Annotated in this window: 14 protein-coding genes and 1 pseudogene; 6 read left to right on the top strand and 9 right to left on the bottom strand. The window is 72.5% G+C overall.

Going from position 1 to position 16,136, the window contains the following annotated elements:
* Positions 1 to 83: 83 nt before the first annotated feature.
* Positions 84 to 551 (top strand): VOC family protein, encoded by a 468-nt coding sequence (locus ACFU97_RS35120; RefSeq protein ID WP_384264676.1) that lies wholly within the window; start codon positions 84 to 86, stop codon positions 549 to 551.
* A gap of 206 nt (positions 552 to 757) precedes the next feature.
* Here the strand turns inward: ACFU97_RS35120 and ACFU97_RS35125 are convergent, their stop codons facing one another.
* The 7 genes and pseudogenes from ACFU97_RS35125 to ACFU97_RS35155 form a co-directional block, all read right to left on the bottom strand.
* Positions 758 to 1,231, bottom strand: a complete 474-nt coding sequence (locus ACFU97_RS35125) for a hypothetical protein (RefSeq protein WP_384264678.1) — start codon at positions 1,229 to 1,231, stop codon at positions 758 to 760.
* 119 nt (positions 1,232 to 1,350) lie between these two features.
* A complete protein-coding gene (locus ACFU97_RS35130) occupies positions 1,351 to 1,833 on the bottom strand; it encodes a hypothetical protein (protein ID WP_384264680.1) in 483 nt (160 codons plus the stop codon).
* 161 nt (positions 1,834 to 1,994) lie between these two features.
* Positions 1,995 to 2,735: a class I SAM-dependent methyltransferase gene (locus ACFU97_RS35135; RefSeq protein WP_384264682.1), complete on the bottom strand. Its 741-nt coding sequence runs from the start codon at positions 2,733 to 2,735 to the stop codon at positions 1,995 to 1,997.
* A 151-nt stretch (positions 2,736 to 2,886) separates the two neighbouring features.
* Positions 2,887 to 3,082 (bottom strand): annotated as a pseudogene (locus ACFU97_RS35140) (alpha/beta hydrolase); the annotation flags it as partial.
* A 63-nt stretch (positions 3,083 to 3,145) separates the two neighbouring features.
* Positions 3,146 to 3,853, bottom strand: a complete 708-nt coding sequence (locus ACFU97_RS35145; RefSeq protein WP_384264684.1) for an FG-GAP repeat domain-containing protein — start codon at positions 3,851 to 3,853, stop codon at positions 3,146 to 3,148.
* 108 nt (positions 3,854 to 3,961) lie between these two features.
* The gene (locus tag ACFU97_RS35150) at positions 3,962 to 4,420 is read right to left on the bottom strand and encodes a VOC family protein (RefSeq protein ID WP_384264686.1); all 459 of its coding nucleotides are present in this window, start codon (positions 4,418 to 4,420) and stop codon (positions 3,962 to 3,964) included.
* A gap of 132 nt (positions 4,421 to 4,552) precedes the next feature.
* The gene (locus tag ACFU97_RS35155) at positions 4,553 to 5,278 is read right to left on the bottom strand and encodes a GntR family transcriptional regulator (protein WP_384264688.1); all 726 of its coding nucleotides are present in this window, start codon (positions 5,276 to 5,278) and stop codon (positions 4,553 to 4,555) included.
* Between the two features lie 111 nt (positions 5,279 to 5,389).
* Here ACFU97_RS35155 and manD point away from each other — a divergent pair, with 111 nt between their 5' ends.
* The 5 genes from manD (at position 5,390) to ACFU97_RS35180 (ending at position 11,578) form a co-directional block, all read left to right on the top strand.
* Positions 5,390 to 6,598 carry a D-mannonate dehydratase ManD gene (gene manD / locus ACFU97_RS35160; RefSeq protein ID WP_384264689.1) on the top strand — a complete coding sequence of 403 codons (1,209 nt, stop codon included), beginning with the start codon at positions 5,390 to 5,392 and terminating at the stop codon, positions 6,596 to 6,598.
* The gene (locus ACFU97_RS35165) at positions 6,595 to 7,965 is read left to right on the top strand and encodes a mannitol dehydrogenase family protein (protein WP_384264691.1); all 1,371 of its coding nucleotides are present in this window, start codon (positions 6,595 to 6,597) and stop codon (positions 7,963 to 7,965) included. The genes manD and ACFU97_RS35165 overlap by 4 nt, the downstream gene beginning before the upstream one ends.
* Before the next feature lie 65 nt (positions 7,966 to 8,030).
* Positions 8,031 to 9,425 carry an MFS transporter gene (locus ACFU97_RS35170; RefSeq protein WP_384264692.1) on the top strand — a complete coding sequence of 465 codons (1,395 nt, stop codon included), beginning with the start codon at positions 8,031 to 8,033 and terminating at the stop codon, positions 9,423 to 9,425.
* Positions 9,422 to 10,531 (top strand): L-idonate 5-dehydrogenase, encoded by a 1,110-nt coding sequence (locus tag ACFU97_RS35175; protein WP_384264693.1) that lies wholly within the window; start codon positions 9,422 to 9,424, stop codon positions 10,529 to 10,531. Before ACFU97_RS35170 ends, ACFU97_RS35175 begins: the two co-directional genes overlap by 4 nt.
* 69 nt (positions 10,532 to 10,600) lie before the next feature.
* Positions 10,601 to 11,578, top strand: coding sequence for a sugar kinase (locus tag ACFU97_RS35180; RefSeq protein WP_384264694.1), 978 nt, complete (start codon positions 10,601 to 10,603; stop codon positions 11,576 to 11,578).
* Between the two features lie 30 nt (positions 11,579 to 11,608).
* On the opposite strand, the gene ACFU97_RS35185 is transcribed toward ACFU97_RS35180, so the two are convergent.
* The gene (locus ACFU97_RS35185; protein ID WP_384264695.1) at positions 11,609 to 14,806 is read right to left on the bottom strand and encodes an amidohydrolase family protein; all 3,198 of its coding nucleotides are present in this window, start codon (positions 14,804 to 14,806) and stop codon (positions 11,609 to 11,611) included.
* 119 nt (positions 14,807 to 14,925) lie between these two features.
* Entirely contained in the window at positions 14,926 to 16,104 is a 1,179-nt protein-coding gene (locus tag ACFU97_RS35190; protein WP_384264697.1) for a cytochrome P450, read from the bottom strand.
* Between the last annotated feature and the right edge of the window lie 32 nt (positions 16,105 to 16,136).

Consider the following 16,136-nt stretch of genomic DNA (forward strand, 5'->3'; position numbering starts at 1 on the left):
GTTCCGCCGGCTGGGCCGGTCCACCAGGACGCACGCATCGCGCACGAGGCGTATGCCATCGCGCCATCGACGGGAGACCCACCGTGACCAGTCCCGCACACCCCGGCCGCATGCTGTTCGTGAACATGCCCGTGACAGACCTCGAGCGCAGCAAGGCGTTCTTCGCCAAGCTCGGGTTCGGGTTCAACCCGCTGTTCACCGACGAGACCGCCGCCTGCATGCCGGTCGGCGAGCACGCCTTCGTCATGCTGCTCACCCGTGAGAAGTTCGCGGAGTTCTCGAAGCTGCCGCTGGCCGACCCCACCACACACGCGCCCACGCTGTACTCCTTCAGCGTGGGCTCCCGCGACGAGGTGGACGCGGTCGGCGCCGCCGCGCTGGCGGCGGGCGGCACCGAGGCGGACGGCGCCGAGGACTACGGCTTCATGTACTCACGCAGCTTCTTCGACCTCGACGGCCACGGCTGGCAGGTCATGTGGATGGACCCGGCGGCGGAGCAGGGCCCCGAGGCGTTCGCGGCCTCCGCGCAGGACGCCGAGGACCCGGCCTGACCCACCGCCGGCGCTCCATCGACGGCGCTCCACCGCCGGGACGTCCGAGCCGCACGTGCCGGATGCCCCGGCGCTGGGTGCCGCGACCGTCTGGAACGCCAGCCTGATCTTGGCCGCTCGGCTCTGCGGGCTTGCGTGATCCTCATCGGCGGCCAGCCGCATGGTCCGGGGACCTGGCTCAGCCGCCACCGCACGGCGACCGTGAACTACGTACCCATGGCCACGTACGTCTGACTGACCCGACGCACCACGAAACTCTCCGTCGACTTCGAGTGTCTCGTCAGAATGCACGAGTTCGCGTCGTCGGGATCCCCCACGGTCAGTCCTACGACCAAATGCCCCTTGTCTCGGTAGAGTTCAAACGGGGTTTCCTCGTCCCTCAGGGTCACATCGAGGTGCTGCTCAGCGCCGGACTCGCTGATCTCCCACGTGCCGTCCGCACTCACCCTCTTCGTGACCTTGCCGTTGAGGTCCATCTCCGTGGGGATGCCGGTGGCGGACGCCGATCCGTTCGGCTGCAGGGTCAACGTGGCACCGCAGCCCCTGGTGTGCCACGTGCCTATGAGCTGCGAGTCGTGGACGTTCTTGGCAGGCGAGTAGCCGCCCCATCCCATGCAGGCGGAGACCGACAGCACCACCGGGGCGGAAACCAGCGCCCACTTCCACGCTCGGCTGTTCATCGCCCGCTCTCTTCCTCATGTGCTCGTTGGCGACCTGATCCTAGGTCTCAGGCGAACCGCCGCTCCCACCGCTCCCGCTGCTCCCACCGCTTTCGCCTCCACCGGCACGCCCCGCGCTCTCAGAACGCCCCGGCCACTCCCGCCAGTCCACCAATGAGCGCGCTGAGCAGCATCACAGCGCCCAGCGAACCGAGCAGTACCCGCGGCGCACGGGGTACCCGACGGACACCGGCCCTGCCGTAGAGGGCGAGAATTCCGGTGAGCAGGCCCATCAGGCCGAGCAGGGACAGTGCCAGCCACCCGCACGAGGCCGCGACGCCTGTCCCCACGTAGCCGCCGGAGGCCGTGCGCTGCAGCGCGACCGTGCTGCCGATCGACCGGCGGCTGTCGAGCGTGACGCCGGGATCGACGACGGTCCCGTCGGAGGAACGGAAGATGCCACTGCACTGCGGATACCGGTGACCCCCGCTGTGTTCCCATGCGCATGCATCGACCCGGAGATGACCGGGCGTACCCGCCAGCCCCGTGGCGTAGCCGACATGCACTCCGGCGAACCAGGTCAGCAGCGCGCCGGCAATCAGGAGGCCGACGGCCACCAGCATCGCACGGCCTGTCCGGGCTCCTGTCCGGGGCCGACCCCAGCGATGCATCCGTTCCCCTCCGAAGTCAGTCCGACTGGGAGGCCAGTTCGGGTGGGCGGCAACATCACTCATGGTGCGGCAAAGGGGATGCCGGAGGGGATGCGTTCACGGCGCGGCGGAACTTACGGTTTGTGGGTTACCCAGAGGAGTTCCGCCGGCCAGCGGTGTGCCCAGTCGGGTGGGTCCGTTTCGTTGTAACCGTTGGGTGTTCCGAGTTCGGGCCGCGGCTCGATGAGGTCGTCGATGATGAGACCCGCGCCGCGCAGGACCTTGACCCAGTCGCCGTACGTGAGCTGATAGCTGGTCGCGCCCTCGCCTTCGGCGATGGTGTTCAGCCCGAAGTAGTCCTGCTGCAGCGTCGTAGTAACACGGCTTGCGGCTTCGTCGTAGCAGGCTTCGAACCATGGGCTGGCGACGTTGAACACCAGGCGCCCACCGCGGCGCAGGATGCGTGCGGCCTGCGGGACGGCCAGGTGCGGGGGCGCCCAGCTGAGCCCGCCGTAGTCGCAGAACACCAGGTCGAAGCTGTCGGCGGCGAAGGGGAGTTGTTCGGCGGCGCCTTGCACGAGCGGGTATCGCACCTCCCCCATCGCGCAGGCCGCTGCGGCGAGTTGGGCTTCGGACAGGTCGAAGCCGACCACGCTGGCTCCTTCGGCGGCGAGCGCCCTGGACCACTGGCCCGCGCCGCAGCCGAGTTCGAGGACGCGCTTGCCGGTGACGTCACCCAGGGCGCGCAGGTGCGCGTCGGGGATGGAGTACATGCCCCAAAGCCGGGGTGCGGCGCCGATGTGCGGGTCGCGCTCGTGCTGGTAGGCGCTGCTGATCCGGTTCCAGAGCCGCCGGTTGGCGGGGATGCTGTCCATATGCCGACCCCAGCACTGCCTGCCGCGAGCGGTCAACACGATGAGGGCACTGGCCGGCTCTCGGCCCGGCCCTGGCTCGGCCAATGATCCGCCGAACGCCCCCATGGCGCCGCCCCGACCGGTCACCGCAATCGAACCGAACAAGACCTTTCTAGCGCAGGTATCGGGCGAAGTACCCGGCCGCGTCCTCTCCTGCGAACTGAGGACGCCCGTGTGCCCGCCCGTATGGGCGTGCGGGGACATCTCGTTGGAGCCGAAGGCGTCAAGCGTGTCAAAGGCGCTTGCCGGTGGTTCCCTTCGTCGTCCCACTGCAGCAGGACGTGCAGCGGAAGGGCGACCGGGCGGGCCAGAAGTGCGCGGTCTGGGAGCGGGGCTCGGGCCGCAGGTTATTGGTCTTTGGTGGCCTGATCTTAGGTCTCCGGCGAACCACCGCTCCCGCCACTCCCACCGCAAACCGGGTAGAACGCCTTCAGATCCGCCTGCGGCATCGACTTGGGGTACCGCACATCCGTCTCAGCGGCCTCCTCCTCGTACCGCCGGTTCGCCTCGTCGGACTTCCGGTCGAGGCCCTTCCCGCCTCCGAGTCGGGCCGTGGTGGAGTAGACGCCGTCGCCCGCGTGGCCGTAGGCCGCGAGGTCCGGGTGGTCGTCGTGGTTGTAGTCGGCGACGGCGACGGCGCGGGTCTCCGTCAGGTCGACATGATGATCGCTCTGCCCGCGTCCGGCCGCCGAGAAGGGCCCGAGCCGCAGTTCGGAGACGTCCGGTTGCACGGGATCGTCCCCCTCGAAAGGAGGCGTGGCGACGATGAAGAGGTCGTTCCAGCCGTCCCGGTCGAAATCGGCGACGACTGCCATCACGTCCTTCGCGTCCTCGCCGCGATCCCCGACCAGGCCCCGGGGCCCGACCTTCCTCCCCCGTCCACCCTTCTCGCCGAAGGTGATGGTCAGTCCTGCGCCCGTGAGCGAGGGAGGAGCGACCCGGTCGGCCGTGCCGTCGCCGTCCAGGTCGGCCACGAGACCTCCGGAGGAGGTCACGCAGCTCTTGATCGCGGGCCCGGCGGCCGGACGCGAGGGCGGATCGCCCCGGCCGTCGCCGCACCCGGTCACGAGCACGGCCAAGGGCCCGAGTGTCAGAACGCACCACGTCCGCACGGCTGTTCGTCCCCTACCGCGCACGACGTGACCGCCCTTCCCCTGTTGCCCACGTTGCCCATGCTTCCCAGGAGGCTAGACGAAGAGGTCCCGGGCCCGCCGGGCCAGCTCAGCCGGTGTGAGGTCTTCGAGGTGGGTGAGGAAGACCCAGACGTGGCCGAAGGGGTCTTTGAGGATGGCCGTACGGTCGCCGTGGAACTGGTCCGCCGGCTGTTGCAGGAGCTCCGCACCGGCCGCGGTGGCCCGCCGCGCGAGCGTGTCGACGTCGTCGACGAAGACGTGCAGGCCCACGGTGGTGCCGCCGAGCGCCGTCGGCGCCCTGAAGTCCGGCCCCTCGGGGTCGCCCAGCATGAGGGTGGAGCCCTGGATCCTGACCTCGGCGTGCAGGACGCGCCCGTCCGGACCGTCGAGGCGGAACAGCTCCTGGGCGCCGAAGGCGCGGACGTAGAAGTCGATCGCCCGCGCGGCACCGTCGATCATGATGTGCGCGACGACGGCGTTGCGGTACGTCTCGGGAATGGTGCTCACGGTCATGGGAACTGCCCCCCTGTGGTGGCCTTCTTGGGCGGCTGCCGATGACCATGAACGTAGAAACTGAACCGCACTTGAGGTCAAGCGCGCCCGTCCCGGGAGCCAGCACACCAGCCCCGGCCGCCCACCGCGAGCTCACTCCCAGACGACGACATTCCGCCGCACCGGCACGCTCGAGGAGCCGGTGGCGAACAGTTCCGGCGAGTGCGCCCGGATCCGCTCGATGTCGCTGAAGACGGCCCGCAGATGCGTGCGCATGGCCGTGCGCGCGAGCGCGATGTCGCCGCCGACGATCGCGTCGAAGATCTCGTGGTGCTGGTCGGCGAAGACGGCCGGCGAGACGTTCTCGTGGAGGCCGAGGCGCCGGGCGCGGTCCAGGTGGCCCTTGGCCGCGGCGACCGTGGTCCAGACGTTGGCATGCCCGCTGAGCTTCATCAGGCCCTGGTGGAAGGCCTCGTCCAGGGCGAAGAAGTCCTCCAGGTCCAGGCCCTCGCGGCGCTGGGCCGCCAGATTGCCGCGCAGTTCCGCGACCACCTCGGGGTCGAGGTCGGCCGGCAGTGCGTCGAGCGAGGCCAGCTCGACCGCCTCCCGCAGGAACTGCGCGTCGGCGACCTGGGCCGGGTCCACACGGGACACGAACGAGCCGATCTTGGGGAAGACCTGCACGAGGCCCTCCTGGGCCAGCATGATCAGGCTCTCCCGCACCGGGGTACGGCTGACGCCCAGGGCCGCTGCGAGTTCGTTCTCCGACAGGGCGGCGCCCGGGGCGAGTTCGAGGGTCAGCACCATCTGACGCAGCTTCAGGTAGATGTCGCGCCGGTTCGTCTGCCGACCCGTCCGCCGCCCGTTCGATTCACCCATGCCCACATCCTACGTAGCGCCGTCTTCCCCCGTAGCAGCGGAAAGGGTATTGCCCGGCTGCCCGACAGATGCTTGTATACAAGTACTGCACGACAGTGATGGGAGCCGCAAGTGAGCACAATCGAGCGGGCCGAGGTGCTCGTCTCCTCGCCGGGGCGCACGTTCGTCACGCTGCGCGTCACGACGACCGACGGGGTCACCGGCCTGGGCGACGCCACGCTCAACGGCCGGGAGCTGGCCGTGGCGAGCTATCTGCGCGACCACGTGGTGCCGCTGCTGATCGGGCGCGACCCCGCCCGTATCGAGGACATGTGGCAGTACCTCTACAAGGGCGCCTACTGGCGGCGCGGCCCCGTCACCATGACCGCGATCGCCGCCGTCGACACCGCCCTGTGGGACATCAAGGGCAAGACGGCCGGCCTGCCGGTCTACCAGCTCCTCGGCGGCCGCTCCCGGGACGGCGTGCTGGTCTACTCGCACGCCAGCGGCACCGACGTGCCCTCCCTGCTGGACGACGTCGAGCGCTATCTCGAGCTGGGCTACAAGGCCGTGCGCGCGCAGGCCGCCGTCCCCGACGTCGGCGGCACCTACGGCGTGCGCAAGGGCAAGGTCTACGAGCCCGCCGCCACCGAGCTGCCCGACGAGCAGCCCTGGGACACCGAGGCCTACCTCGGCTTCGCGCCCGGCTATCTGGAGGCCGTCCGCGAGCGCTTCGGCTTCGGCTTCCACCTCCTGCACGACGTGCACCACCGGCTGACGCCGATCGAGGCGGCCCGGTTCGGCAAGAGCGTCGAGAGCTGCCGCCTGTTCTGGATGGAGGACCCGACCCCGGCCGAGAACCAGGAGTCGTTCCGCCTGATCCGGCAGCACACCACGACACCGATCGCGGTCGGCGAGGTGATGAACTCGATCTGGGACGTCAAGGACCTGATCACCGAGCAGCTCATCGACTACGTCCGCACCACCGTCGTGCACGCCGGCGGCATCACCCACCTCCGCCGCATCTTCGACCTCGCCGCGCTCCACCAGGTGCGCACCGGCTCCCACGGCGCGACCGATCTCTCCCCCGTCAGCATGGCCGCCGCCGTGCACCTCGACCTCGCGGTGCCGAACTTCGGCATCCAGGAGTACATGGGGCACCCCGACGAGACCGCCGAGGTCTTCCGCTCCGGCGTCACCTTCGCCGACGGCATGCTCAACCCCTCCGACGAGCCCGGCCTCGGCGTCGAGTACGACGACAAGGCGGCCGAGCGCTTCCCGTACCAGCGGCGCTACCTCCCGGTCGCCCGCCGTCTCGACGGCTCGGTGCACGACTGGTGAGCGCTCCCCTGCTGAACCGCGCGGCCCTCGCCCGCCTGGCCCCCGCGCTGCGGCCCGCGGTCGACCCGGCCGAACTGCGCGCCCGTATCGTCCACTTCGGCCTCGGCGCCTTCCACCGGGCGCACCAGGCGGTCTACACCGAGCAGGCCGCGGCCCGCTCCGGCGAGCCCTGGGGCATCGCGGCAGTCGCCCCGCGCTCGGTGGAGACCGTACGGCTCCTGCGGGAACAGGACTGTCTGTACTCGCTCACCGAGCGCCGCCCGGACGGCAACCGCACCCGGGTCGTGGGATCGATCGTCGGCGCGCTGGCCATGGGGCCGGACGCGAAGGCCGCCGACGCGCTGCTCACCGATCACGAGGTGACGGTGGTGACCCTGACCGTGACGGAGAAGGGCTACCACCGCTCCGCGCTGACGGGCGGGCTGGACATCGCCGCCGCGCCCGTCGCCGCCGACCTGGCGGCGGACCCGCACGGCCCCCTCAACACGGTGATCGGCCGGCTCGCCGCCGGTCTCGCCGCCCGGATGCGCGCGGGGGCGCCGCCGGTCAGCGTCGTGTCCTGCGACAACACGGCAGGAAACGGAGCCGTGTTGAGGCGGGTCGTGCAGGACTTCGTCCGGGCGTCCGCCTGGCCGGACCGTGCGGAGGTCCTGGACCGCATGAGCGAGGCGGTCGCCTTCCCCGCGACGGTCGTCGACCGCATCGTGCCCGCCGTCGGTGCCGGTGACCGCCCGGCAGCCGCGGCGGCCCTCGGAGTGCGCGACCAGCTCCCCGTGACGGGCGAGCCGTACCGCCAGTGGGTCCTGGAGGACTCCTTCGGCGCCGCCCGGCCGCCCTGGGAGCTCGACGGCGCCCTGTTCGTGCCGGACGTGGCGCCGTACCAGCTGACCAAGCTGCGGCTCCTGAACGGCTCCCACTCGGCGCTCGCCCACCTGGGCCTGGCCGCCGGTCTCACCACCATCGCCGAGACCATGGCGGCCGACTGGGGCGAGCGCCTGGTGCGGACGCTGTGCGCGGAGGTCGCCCCCACCCTCCCCGCCGGCGGCCCGGATGCAGCGGCCTACGCCGACGATCTGGTCGTACGGTTCACCAATCCCGGCATGCGCCATCTGCTGCAACAGATCGCCACCGACGGGCCGTTGAAGATCCAGGAACGCTGGCTGCCCGCCCTGCGCGAGCTACGGGCTCGCGGCGCCGACACGCCCGTCCTCGAACTCGCCCTCGCCGCATGGGCGTTGCCGTACGAGCAGCCCGTGCCCGCGCTGCTGCGCGAGGCGGGCGCCGCCGATCTGGCGGACGACGGCGCGCTCACGACCACCGTCACGGCTCGGCTCCCCGCCCTGCGCGCCGGGCGCATCGAGATCTGACGCCCCGCCCCGAGGCCGGCCGTACCCACCGCCTTCACTTCAGTCCCCGAACAACGGAGTTCACGATGAAGGACAGCGTCATACCCGCTCGGCGGACGCCGCCCACCGAGCGCACCACGAGGGACCTGGCCCGGGCCGCGGTCTCCGGCTGGCTCGGCACGGCCATGGAGTTCATGGACTTCCAGCTGTACTCGCTGGCCGCCGCCATCGTCTTCAACAAGATCTTCTTCCCGGACGTCAGCCCGGCCATCGGGCTGATCGCCGCGATGGCCACCTACGGCGTCGGCTACGTCGCCCGGCTCGCCGGAGCCGTCTACTTCGGCCGGATGGGCGACCGGATCGGCCGCAAGAAGGTGCTGTACCTGACCATTCTGCTGATGGGCGCCTCCACCACACTCATCGGAGTACTCCCGACCTACGCCGCCATCGGCATCGCGGCGCCGAGCCTGCTCGTCGCGCTGCGGCTGATCCAGGGCTTCGGGGCCGGCGCCGAGATCGCCGGCGCCACCGTCCTGCTCACCGAGTACGCCCCCTCCGAGCGACGCGGCCTGGTCTCCTCGCTGGTCTCGCTCGGCACCAACTCCGGGACGCTGGCGGCCTCCGGGCTGTGGGCCGTACTGCTCGCCACGCTCAGCGAGGACCAACTGCTGTCCTGGGGCTGGCGGTTGCCGTTCCTGCTGAGCTTCGTGCTGATGCTGTTCGCGGTCTGGCTGCGCCGCGGACTCAAGGAGAGCCCGGTCTTCGAGGAGCGCCCGGACGTGGTGGACGGGGTCGCACTCGGCAAGACCGAGGTCGAGTCCGCCATCGCCACGGCCGACCGGCACGATGGGGACGTCCTGGCCGCCGGTATCCGGCAGCGCAAGGGCAAGGCCTTCTTCCTCGCGCTGGGCCTGCGCTTCGGGCAGGCGGGCAACTCCGGCCTGGTGCAGACGTTCCTGGTCGGCTACATCGCCACCAGCCTGGCCGTCGGCCGGTCGGTGCCCACGGACGCGATCGTCTGGGGCTCGGTGGTGGGCTTCGCCACCGTCCCGCTGGTCGGTCTGCTCGGCGACCGCTTCGGACGCCGCGTCTGCTACCTCACGCTCACCGCGCTGACCGTCGTCCTCGCCTTCCCGCTGATGCTGCTGATCACCTCCGGCTCCACGCCGGCCGTGCTGCTGGGCATGGTGCTCGCCCTGAACGTCTCCGTCCTCGGCCTGTTCTCGCTGGAGAGCGTCACGATGGCCGAACTCTTCGGCTCCCGCACCCGGTTCACCCAGCTCGCGGTGGCCAAGGAGATCGGGGGCATCCTCGCCACCGCCATCGGGCCGGTCCTCGCGGCCACGCTCACCGCCGTCACCGGCAGTTGGTGGCCCATCGCGGCGATGTTCGTCGCCTACTCGCTCATCACCTTCGTCAGCGCGCTGCTCGCGCCCGAGACCCGCGGACGCGACCTCGTCCGCCTGGAGGACGCCGTATGAATCCGGCCGGAGAACACACCACGCAGTCGGCCGGAGAACGCCGTACCGACGCGGAGACGCTGACGCGCACCATGAAGGCCGTCGTCGTGCACGGCGCGGGCGATCTGCGCATCGACGAACGGCCCGTGCCCGAGCCGGGTTCGGGCGAGGTGCTGCTGGCACTGGAGTGGGGTGGGATCTGTGGTTCCGACCTCGCGTACTGGAGGAAGGGCGCCTCGGGCACCGCCGCGCTGACCCACCCGCTGGTGCTCGGTCACGAGGTCGCGGGCCGGATCGCCGCCCTCGGCGACGGAGTCACCGGTCTGGCGGAAGGGCAGCCGGTCACCGTCCATCCGGCCCAACTGGTCGGCGACGGCGTCCTTCCCGACCGCATCGCCGGACGCACCAACCTCTACCCGCGCGTCCGCTACTTCGGCTCGGCGGCCTTCGACCCGCACACCGACGGCGGGTTCAGCGAGTACCGGACGGTTCCCGCCGCGCAGATCCGGCCGCTGCCGGACGGTGTCGGCACCGAACAGGGCGCACTGGCCGAGCCGTTGGCGGTCGCCCTGCACGCGGTGGGCCGGGTGCCGGAGCTGCGCGGCCGTACGGTCCTGGTCAACGGCTGCGGTCCGATCGGCTCCCTGGTCGTCGCCGCGGCCCGGCTGCGGGGCGCGGGCACGGTCGTGGCAGCGGACCTGGCGGCCTCCTCGCTGCGCGTCGCCCGCGCCATGGGCGCCGACGAGACCCGCGACCTCTCCCGCGGTGAGGGTCTGCCCGAGGACGTCGACGTGGTCTTCGAGGCGTCCGGCGCCCCTGCCGCGCTCGGGCCGGTGCTGCGGTCCACGGCCCGCGGCGGCACGCTGGTCCAGGTCGGCAACCTGCCCGGCACGGCCGTGCCCGCCGTCCTCGGTGACCTGGTGACCCGGGAGATCACCTGGGTGGGCTCGTTCCGGTTCGCCGAGGAGATCGACGACGCGCTGCGCGCGCTCGGCGACGGCCTCGACGTCGGTCCGCTGATCACCCACCGTTTCCCGCTGGAGCGCGCCGAGGAGGCGCTCTCCGTGGCCGCCGACCCGGCCGCCGGAAGCAGCAAGGTCATGCTGCGCCTCGGCGCGGGCGCGTGAAGCCGCCCCGTCAGCCGCGCCAAACGCCCCCCTCAGCCGCGTGAAGCCGCCCCCCGTCAGGAGATCCCCGTGAGCGTCCCCTCCCCCGTGGCCGACGTCGTGTGCGTCGGCGAGACGATGGTCGTGCTCGGGCCGCAGGACGACCGTCCGCTCGCCGAGCAGTCCGCGCTGCGGGTGGCGGTCGGCGGCGCCGAGTCCAACGTCGCCTGCGGGCTGGCCGGCCTCGGGCACCGGGCCGCCTGGCTCAGCCGCGTGGGCGACGACCCGTTCGCCGAGCGCATCCTGGCCGAACTCACCGCGCGGGACGTGGACGTGAGCGCCGTGCAGACCGATCCGGAGCGACCCACCGGGGTGTACTTCAAGGACCCGGGCCCGAACCGCACCCGCACGCATTACTACCGCGGCGGATCGGCCGCGACCGGGATGGGCCCGGAGCTGGCCCGGCACCCAGCCCTGCGGCAGACCCGGATCGTGCATCTGTCGGGCGTTGCGGCGGCGCTCTCCGACAGCTGCGCCCGCCTGCTGGAGACCCTGCTCGGCTGCCGTCCCGGCAACGGGCCGCTCGTCTCCTTCGACGTCAACCACCGCCCCGCGCTGTGGCGCGGCGGCCGTGCGGAGGCCGCCCGGAGACTGCTGGCGCTCGCCCGCAACGCCGACATCGTGTTCGTCGGACGCGACGAGGCCGAGGAGTTGTGGGGCACGGCCCGCCCGGACGACATCGAGGGCCTGCTCGGCTCCGCGCCCGTCGTGGTGGTCAAGGACGCCGAGCACGGAGCGACGTCGTACGCGGACGGGGTGCGCACGTTCGTGCCGTCGCTGCCCACCAAGGTGGTCGAACCGGTGGGCGCGGGCGACGCGTTCGCGGCCGGCTATCTGGCCGGCGTCCTAGAGAACCTCCCCGAACGCTCCCGCCTGCGCCTGGGCCATCTGGCGGCCGCCACCGCACTGCGCACCCGCGACGACGTGCCGGTCATGCCGGGGCGCGCGGAGATCGACGAGTGCCTCGCCCTGGACGACGGCGCCTGGGCGGCCGTGGCGCCCCGCTGAGCCGCGGCCGAGGGATCGGCCGGGGCGACATCACTTCCCCCGCTCCACCGCGTGGTGGCCGTCGCAGCAGCCGTCCCTGCGCATCGACTTCCCCACCGCGAGCCAGTGTTCGTCTGTCGTGGCCGTACGCCGGGAGGTCGGTTCGAAGGCGGCGGTCAGCTCCTCGGTGGTGTACGGCACCCCGCCCCTGAGGACCGCGACGGTGCGTACGAGGGTGTCGAAGTCGGTGAAGGGGTCGCCGTCCACGACGGTCAGGTCGGCGAGTCTGCCCTCCTGGACCGTGCCGAGGTCGCGGTCGAGGCCGAAGAGGCGGGCGGGCAGGACGGTCGCGGTACGCAGGGCAGCGGCGGCGGTCAGCCCGCCCCGGTGCAGGGCGCGCAGGCCGAGGTGGAGGGAGAGGCCCACGGGGACGAGCGGCTGGTCCGTGCCGAGGGCGACCAGACCGCCGGCGGCCAGGACACGGCGGTAGATGTCGGTTTCCGTACGCAGGGTGGCGAGTTGGGCTGCGGTGGGCGGCACACCGGCCGCCTGCCGGACGGCGGCCGTGTCCCACGGGGGCATCACGACCGTGACTCGGGGGTCGTCGGCGAGGGCGGGATCCGCGCCGAGCAGGGGTGCGGACGTGAAGGGGGTGGCGATGAGGGAGAAGTTCACGCCGTCCGCCGTGTAGATCTCCAGCACGTCCTGGTATGCGCGGCCCGTGGCGGTGACCGCGTGCCCGAACTCGGCTCGCTGAGTGGCCTGCAGATGGGTCGTCAGGTCCTGGCCGAGCTGGACGCCGGGCGAGAGGAGGTGGCTTCCGGCGCGCACGCCGAGGTGGTCGTGGGCGAAGCGTGCGGCCTCCTCCATCACCCAACCGGGCGCTCGCACATAGGTTTTGACGAAGTCCCAGTCCAGTGCCGCGCCTCGGGCCAGCGAGCGGCGCAGTCCGGCGCGGGACGCGTGGGCGCGGCCCATGCTGTAGGCGACGCGGCGACCGTCCAGGAGCTCGCCGGTGGTCAGCAGCCGCGGCCCCGCCAGCTGTCCGGCGGCCACCGCCTCGCGGATACGGGCCTGTTCGTACGCGAAGCCGCCGAGCGAGACGGCGGTGGTGATGCCGTAGGTGAGCTGCCCAACGGTCTGGCGGCCTCCGTAGGTGCTCTGCCAGGGATGGGTGTGGGTGTCCCAGAGGCCGGGGATCACGGTGCGTGCGGAGGCGTCGATCCGCCGCAGGGCGGGCTTGCGCGCCGAGCTGTGCGGCTCGACCGCCGTGATGCGCCCGCCCTTGACGACGATGTCGGCGTCCTCGCGGATCGTCTCTCCGGTGCCGTCCCACAGCAGCCCGGCGTGGACCACCAGGTCGGCGGGCGCGGGTCGGTGGACGTCCATCGGAACCCGGACGGTGCGGGCCGGGCCGCCGTCGACGCCGATGAGCCGCAGGCGGCCGGCGGAGAGGTACAGCAGCGTGGTGGAGTCGCCCGACCAGGAGGGGTGGTCGGCCGGCTCGGTGGTGAGGGTGCGCAGCTCGCCGCGCGGGGTGCCGTCGGCCTCGACGGGCAGCAGGCACAGCGCCGACTCGACGATCACGGCCATCCAGCGTCCGTCGGGCGACCAGACGGGGCCGGAGTCGTAGCGGTCCGAGATCGACGCGTGGGGTGCGACCTGGTGGAGGCGGGCGGATTTGGTGGCGGTGTCGACGATCCGGACGAGGTTGTAGCCCTCCCGGAAGCGGGAGTTGAGCCGGTTGCGGTCGCACAGGGCGAGGTGGCGGCCGTCGGATGACCAGCTCGGGCGCCCGGGAAGGCCGCCGCCGCCCAGGGCCTCCGCCAGGACCTGTTCGGTGCCGGAGGCCAGGTCGCGGACGAGGAGCCGGCCGGTCATGTCGAGGCAGGCGAGCCGCCGCCCGTCGGGCGACAGTGCAGGGTGCACCCGGCCGCCGGTCGCGAGCGCGCTCTCCTCACCGGTGGCGAGATCGTGCCGGTACACGCCGAGCAGACCGTCGCGGTCGTCGGCGTGGACGAGGGATTGTCCGTCGGGGGCCCAGGCGGCGCCGAGGAGATACCGGGTGGGTGCCGCCTGGTGCAGCCGCCGGGGCGGGCGTCCGCCCGAAGTCCCGGCCAGCCAGAGCGAGTTCAGGGCGGCGAAGGCGATGTGCCGGCCGTCGGGCGAGAGGGCGGGCAGGTGGATGCCGCGCACCGGGCGGGTGCGCGCCTCGCCGAGGTCGTACGACTTGGTCGCGTATCGCGGCCGTTGTACGGGGAGCAGGCCTTCGAAGGGGATCGCCTGGGGCCGTGCGGGGTGGTCCGGGTCCACGAGGGTGAAGGCGCCGTCGAGCGTCACGAGCAGCTGCCCGTCCGGGGTCCAGCGCGGTGGGACGGGGGCAATGTCCCCGGTGACCGCGACGGGCCGGCCGTCGACGACGAGGGTGCACGAGGCGTTGGGAGCGGCGGCGGTGCGCAGATGGGCCAGGCGGCCGTCGGGTGCCACGGCGGGCGTCATGACCTGCGCGGCCTCCGTCTCGGTGTGGCGGACGGCGACCGGGCCGGTGCCGTCGGCGGGCACGTCCGCGATCGTACGGGCCTCCACGCTCACGCCCAGCGGGGTGGTGACCGTCTTCGCGCGGACGAACAGGACGCGGGTGCCGTCCGGTGACCAGGTGGGGTCGAAGTCCTCCCAACCGCCGTCCTGCAACGGTCCGTCCTGGCCGGGGAGACCGGTGAGGCGGGTGATGCGGCCGGTGCGCAGGTCGAGGACGTGGATGCGGTACGGGCTGCCGGCGACGGGGTCGCCGCCGCGCTCGGAGGAGAAGGCGAGCCGGGTGCCGTCGGGCGACCAGGCCGGGCCGCGGTCGTCCCACGGGCCGCCGGTGCGCTGCCGCAGGCCGGTGCCGTCGGGGCGCAGGGTCCACAGGTGGAAGCCGCCGTCGCGGTAGGCGCAGAAGGCGACGAGCCGGCCGTCCGGGGAGTGCGTGGGCCGGTTGGGTTCGAGGTCCACCGGGCTGAGGCGCCGGGCCGTGCCGCCGGCGCGGGGCAGGGACCACAGGGTGCCCTGCACCTCGGCGATCAGCCGGTCGCCGGCCGGAGCGAGGGTGGCGGAGCCGTTGGTGGCGCGGGTGAACGTCAGATGCGCGGCATCGGTGCGCGGGCGCGCGACAGCCGCCGGGGCGGCACTTGCGAGCGGCACGGCGCCCACGGCGGCGAGGAGTTGACGGCGGGTCGGACGGAAGAAGGTGCTCCTGTCACGGTCCATGACACTCAACACTGCTGCACCAGCCGCGCCGACTCAACGACCTCCACGGCCAACCAGGGGGGTGATCCACGCCAACGGTGTCGCGGCGTGGATCACGCGCCGTCGGCGCGCGCCGCGCGTCAGGCCGGCCGGTCCCAGAGCAGGTGCAGGGAGGGTGGCTTGCGGAAGACCAGGCCCTCCGGGCTCGCGGGGTGGTCCGGGTCCAGGCGCAGACCGGGCAGGCGGCGCAGCAGCTGCTCGAGGGCGATACGGGTCTCCAGACGGGCCAGGTGGGCGGCGACGCAGTGGTGCGGGCCGTGGGCGAAGGCCAGTTGGAGGCGGGCGTTGGCGCGGCGGACGTCGAAGCGGTCGGGGTCGGGGAAGACGGCCGGGTCGCGGTTGGCGCCGGCGAGGGAGACGGTGACCGGGTCGCCCGCGCGGATGGTGGCCGGGCCCAGTGCGATGTCGCGGGTGGCGTAGCGGTCGACCACCACGGCTCCCGGCTCCAGGCGCAGGGACTCCTCGACTGCGCCGTCCAGGAGGTCGAAGTCAGCCTGGACGAGGGCGAGTTGGTCGGGGTGGCGGAGGAGCTGCAGCAGCGCGTTGGTGATCATCGCCTCGGTGGTCTCGATGCCCCCGAACATCATGACCGCGGCGTTGGAGGCCACCTCGGGCAGCTCCAGCCGCTCGGCGGCGGCGACGAGCAGCGAGGAGCTGTGCCGGTCGGCGACGGTGCCCTCCACGGCGGCCCGCAGCTGCGCGTACGCGGCGGGTCCGGCGGTCCCCGCCGCGCGCCCGGCGGTGATCTCCGAGACGGAGCGCACGATGGCGTCGTACCAGGAGAGGACCGTGTCCGCGCCCACGCCCGCCAGGCCGAGCGCGTCGGTGACGACGGCGACGGCGAGCGGTCCGGCGAAGGCGCGCCGCAGGTCCGCGGCGCCGGACGGGCGCAGTGCGTCGATGAGCCGGCCGGTCTCCTGCTCGATGGAGGCGGCGAAGTTGTCGTGGACCCGGCGGGGCCGGAAGGGCGGGTTGAAGGGCTCGCGGTGGCGGGCGTGTTCGTCCCCGTCCAGGGACAGCATGCTGGGCCCGACGACCTGCGCGGTGGAGAAGCGGGGGTCGTCGACGGTGAAGGTGGCGGTGTCCCGCATCACGTCCAGCGCCAGGTCGCGCCGGGTGACCAGCCAGGCGCCCAGCGCGGGCAGCCAGGACACCGGTTCCCGCGCCCGCAACCGGGCGAGGCGCGCGTGCGGATCGGCGGTGAGCTCGGCGAGCGTGGTCCCGGCACCCAGCGGGAAGGACGACGCGACGACGCTCATCGTGGGCCCAGGTGGAGTACGGAGTCAGCCAT

Origin of the sequence: Streptomyces sp. NPDC057616, assembly GCF_042800575.1 — a bacterium.
Classification (GTDB): domain Bacteria; phylum Actinomycetota; class Actinomycetes; order Streptomycetales; family Streptomycetaceae; genus Streptomyces.

What these genes read in the sequence shown, in the direction of transcription:
- ACFU97_RS35130 (WP_384264680.1), bottom strand. Translation starts at nt 1,833, where the DNA reads ATGCTGGTGGCCGTCGGCCTCCTGATTGCCGGCGCGCTGCTGACCTGG.
- ACFU97_RS35185 (WP_384264695.1), bottom strand. Translation starts at nt 14,806, where the DNA reads ATGGACCGTGACAGGAGCACCTTCTTCCGTCCGACCCGCCGTCAACTC.
- ACFU97_RS35175 (WP_384264693.1), top strand. Translation starts at nt 9,422, where the DNA reads ATGAATCCGGCCGGAGAACACACCACGCAGTCGGCCGGAGAACGCCGT.
- ACFU97_RS35170 (WP_384264692.1), top strand. Translation starts at nt 8,031, where the DNA reads ATGAAGGACAGCGTCATACCCGCTCGGCGGACGCCGCCCACCGAGCGC.
- ACFU97_RS35135 (WP_384264682.1), bottom strand. Translation starts at nt 2,735, where the DNA reads ATGGACAGCATCCCCGCCAACCGGCGGCTCTGGAACCGGATCAGCAGC.
- ACFU97_RS35190 (WP_384264697.1), bottom strand. Translation starts at nt 16,104, where the DNA reads ATGAGCGTCGTCGCGTCGTCCTTCCCGCTGGGTGCCGGGACCACGCTC.
- ACFU97_RS35150 (WP_384264686.1), bottom strand. Translation starts at nt 4,420, where the DNA reads ATGACCGTGAGCACCATTCCCGAGACGTACCGCAACGCCGTCGTCGCG.
- ACFU97_RS35155 (WP_384264688.1), bottom strand. Translation starts at nt 5,278, where the DNA reads ATGGGTGAATCGAACGGGCGGCGGACGGGTCGGCAGACGAACCGGCGC.
- ACFU97_RS35125 (WP_384264678.1), bottom strand. Translation starts at nt 1,231, where the DNA reads ATGAACAGCCGAGCGTGGAAGTGGGCGCTGGTTTCCGCCCCGGTGGTG.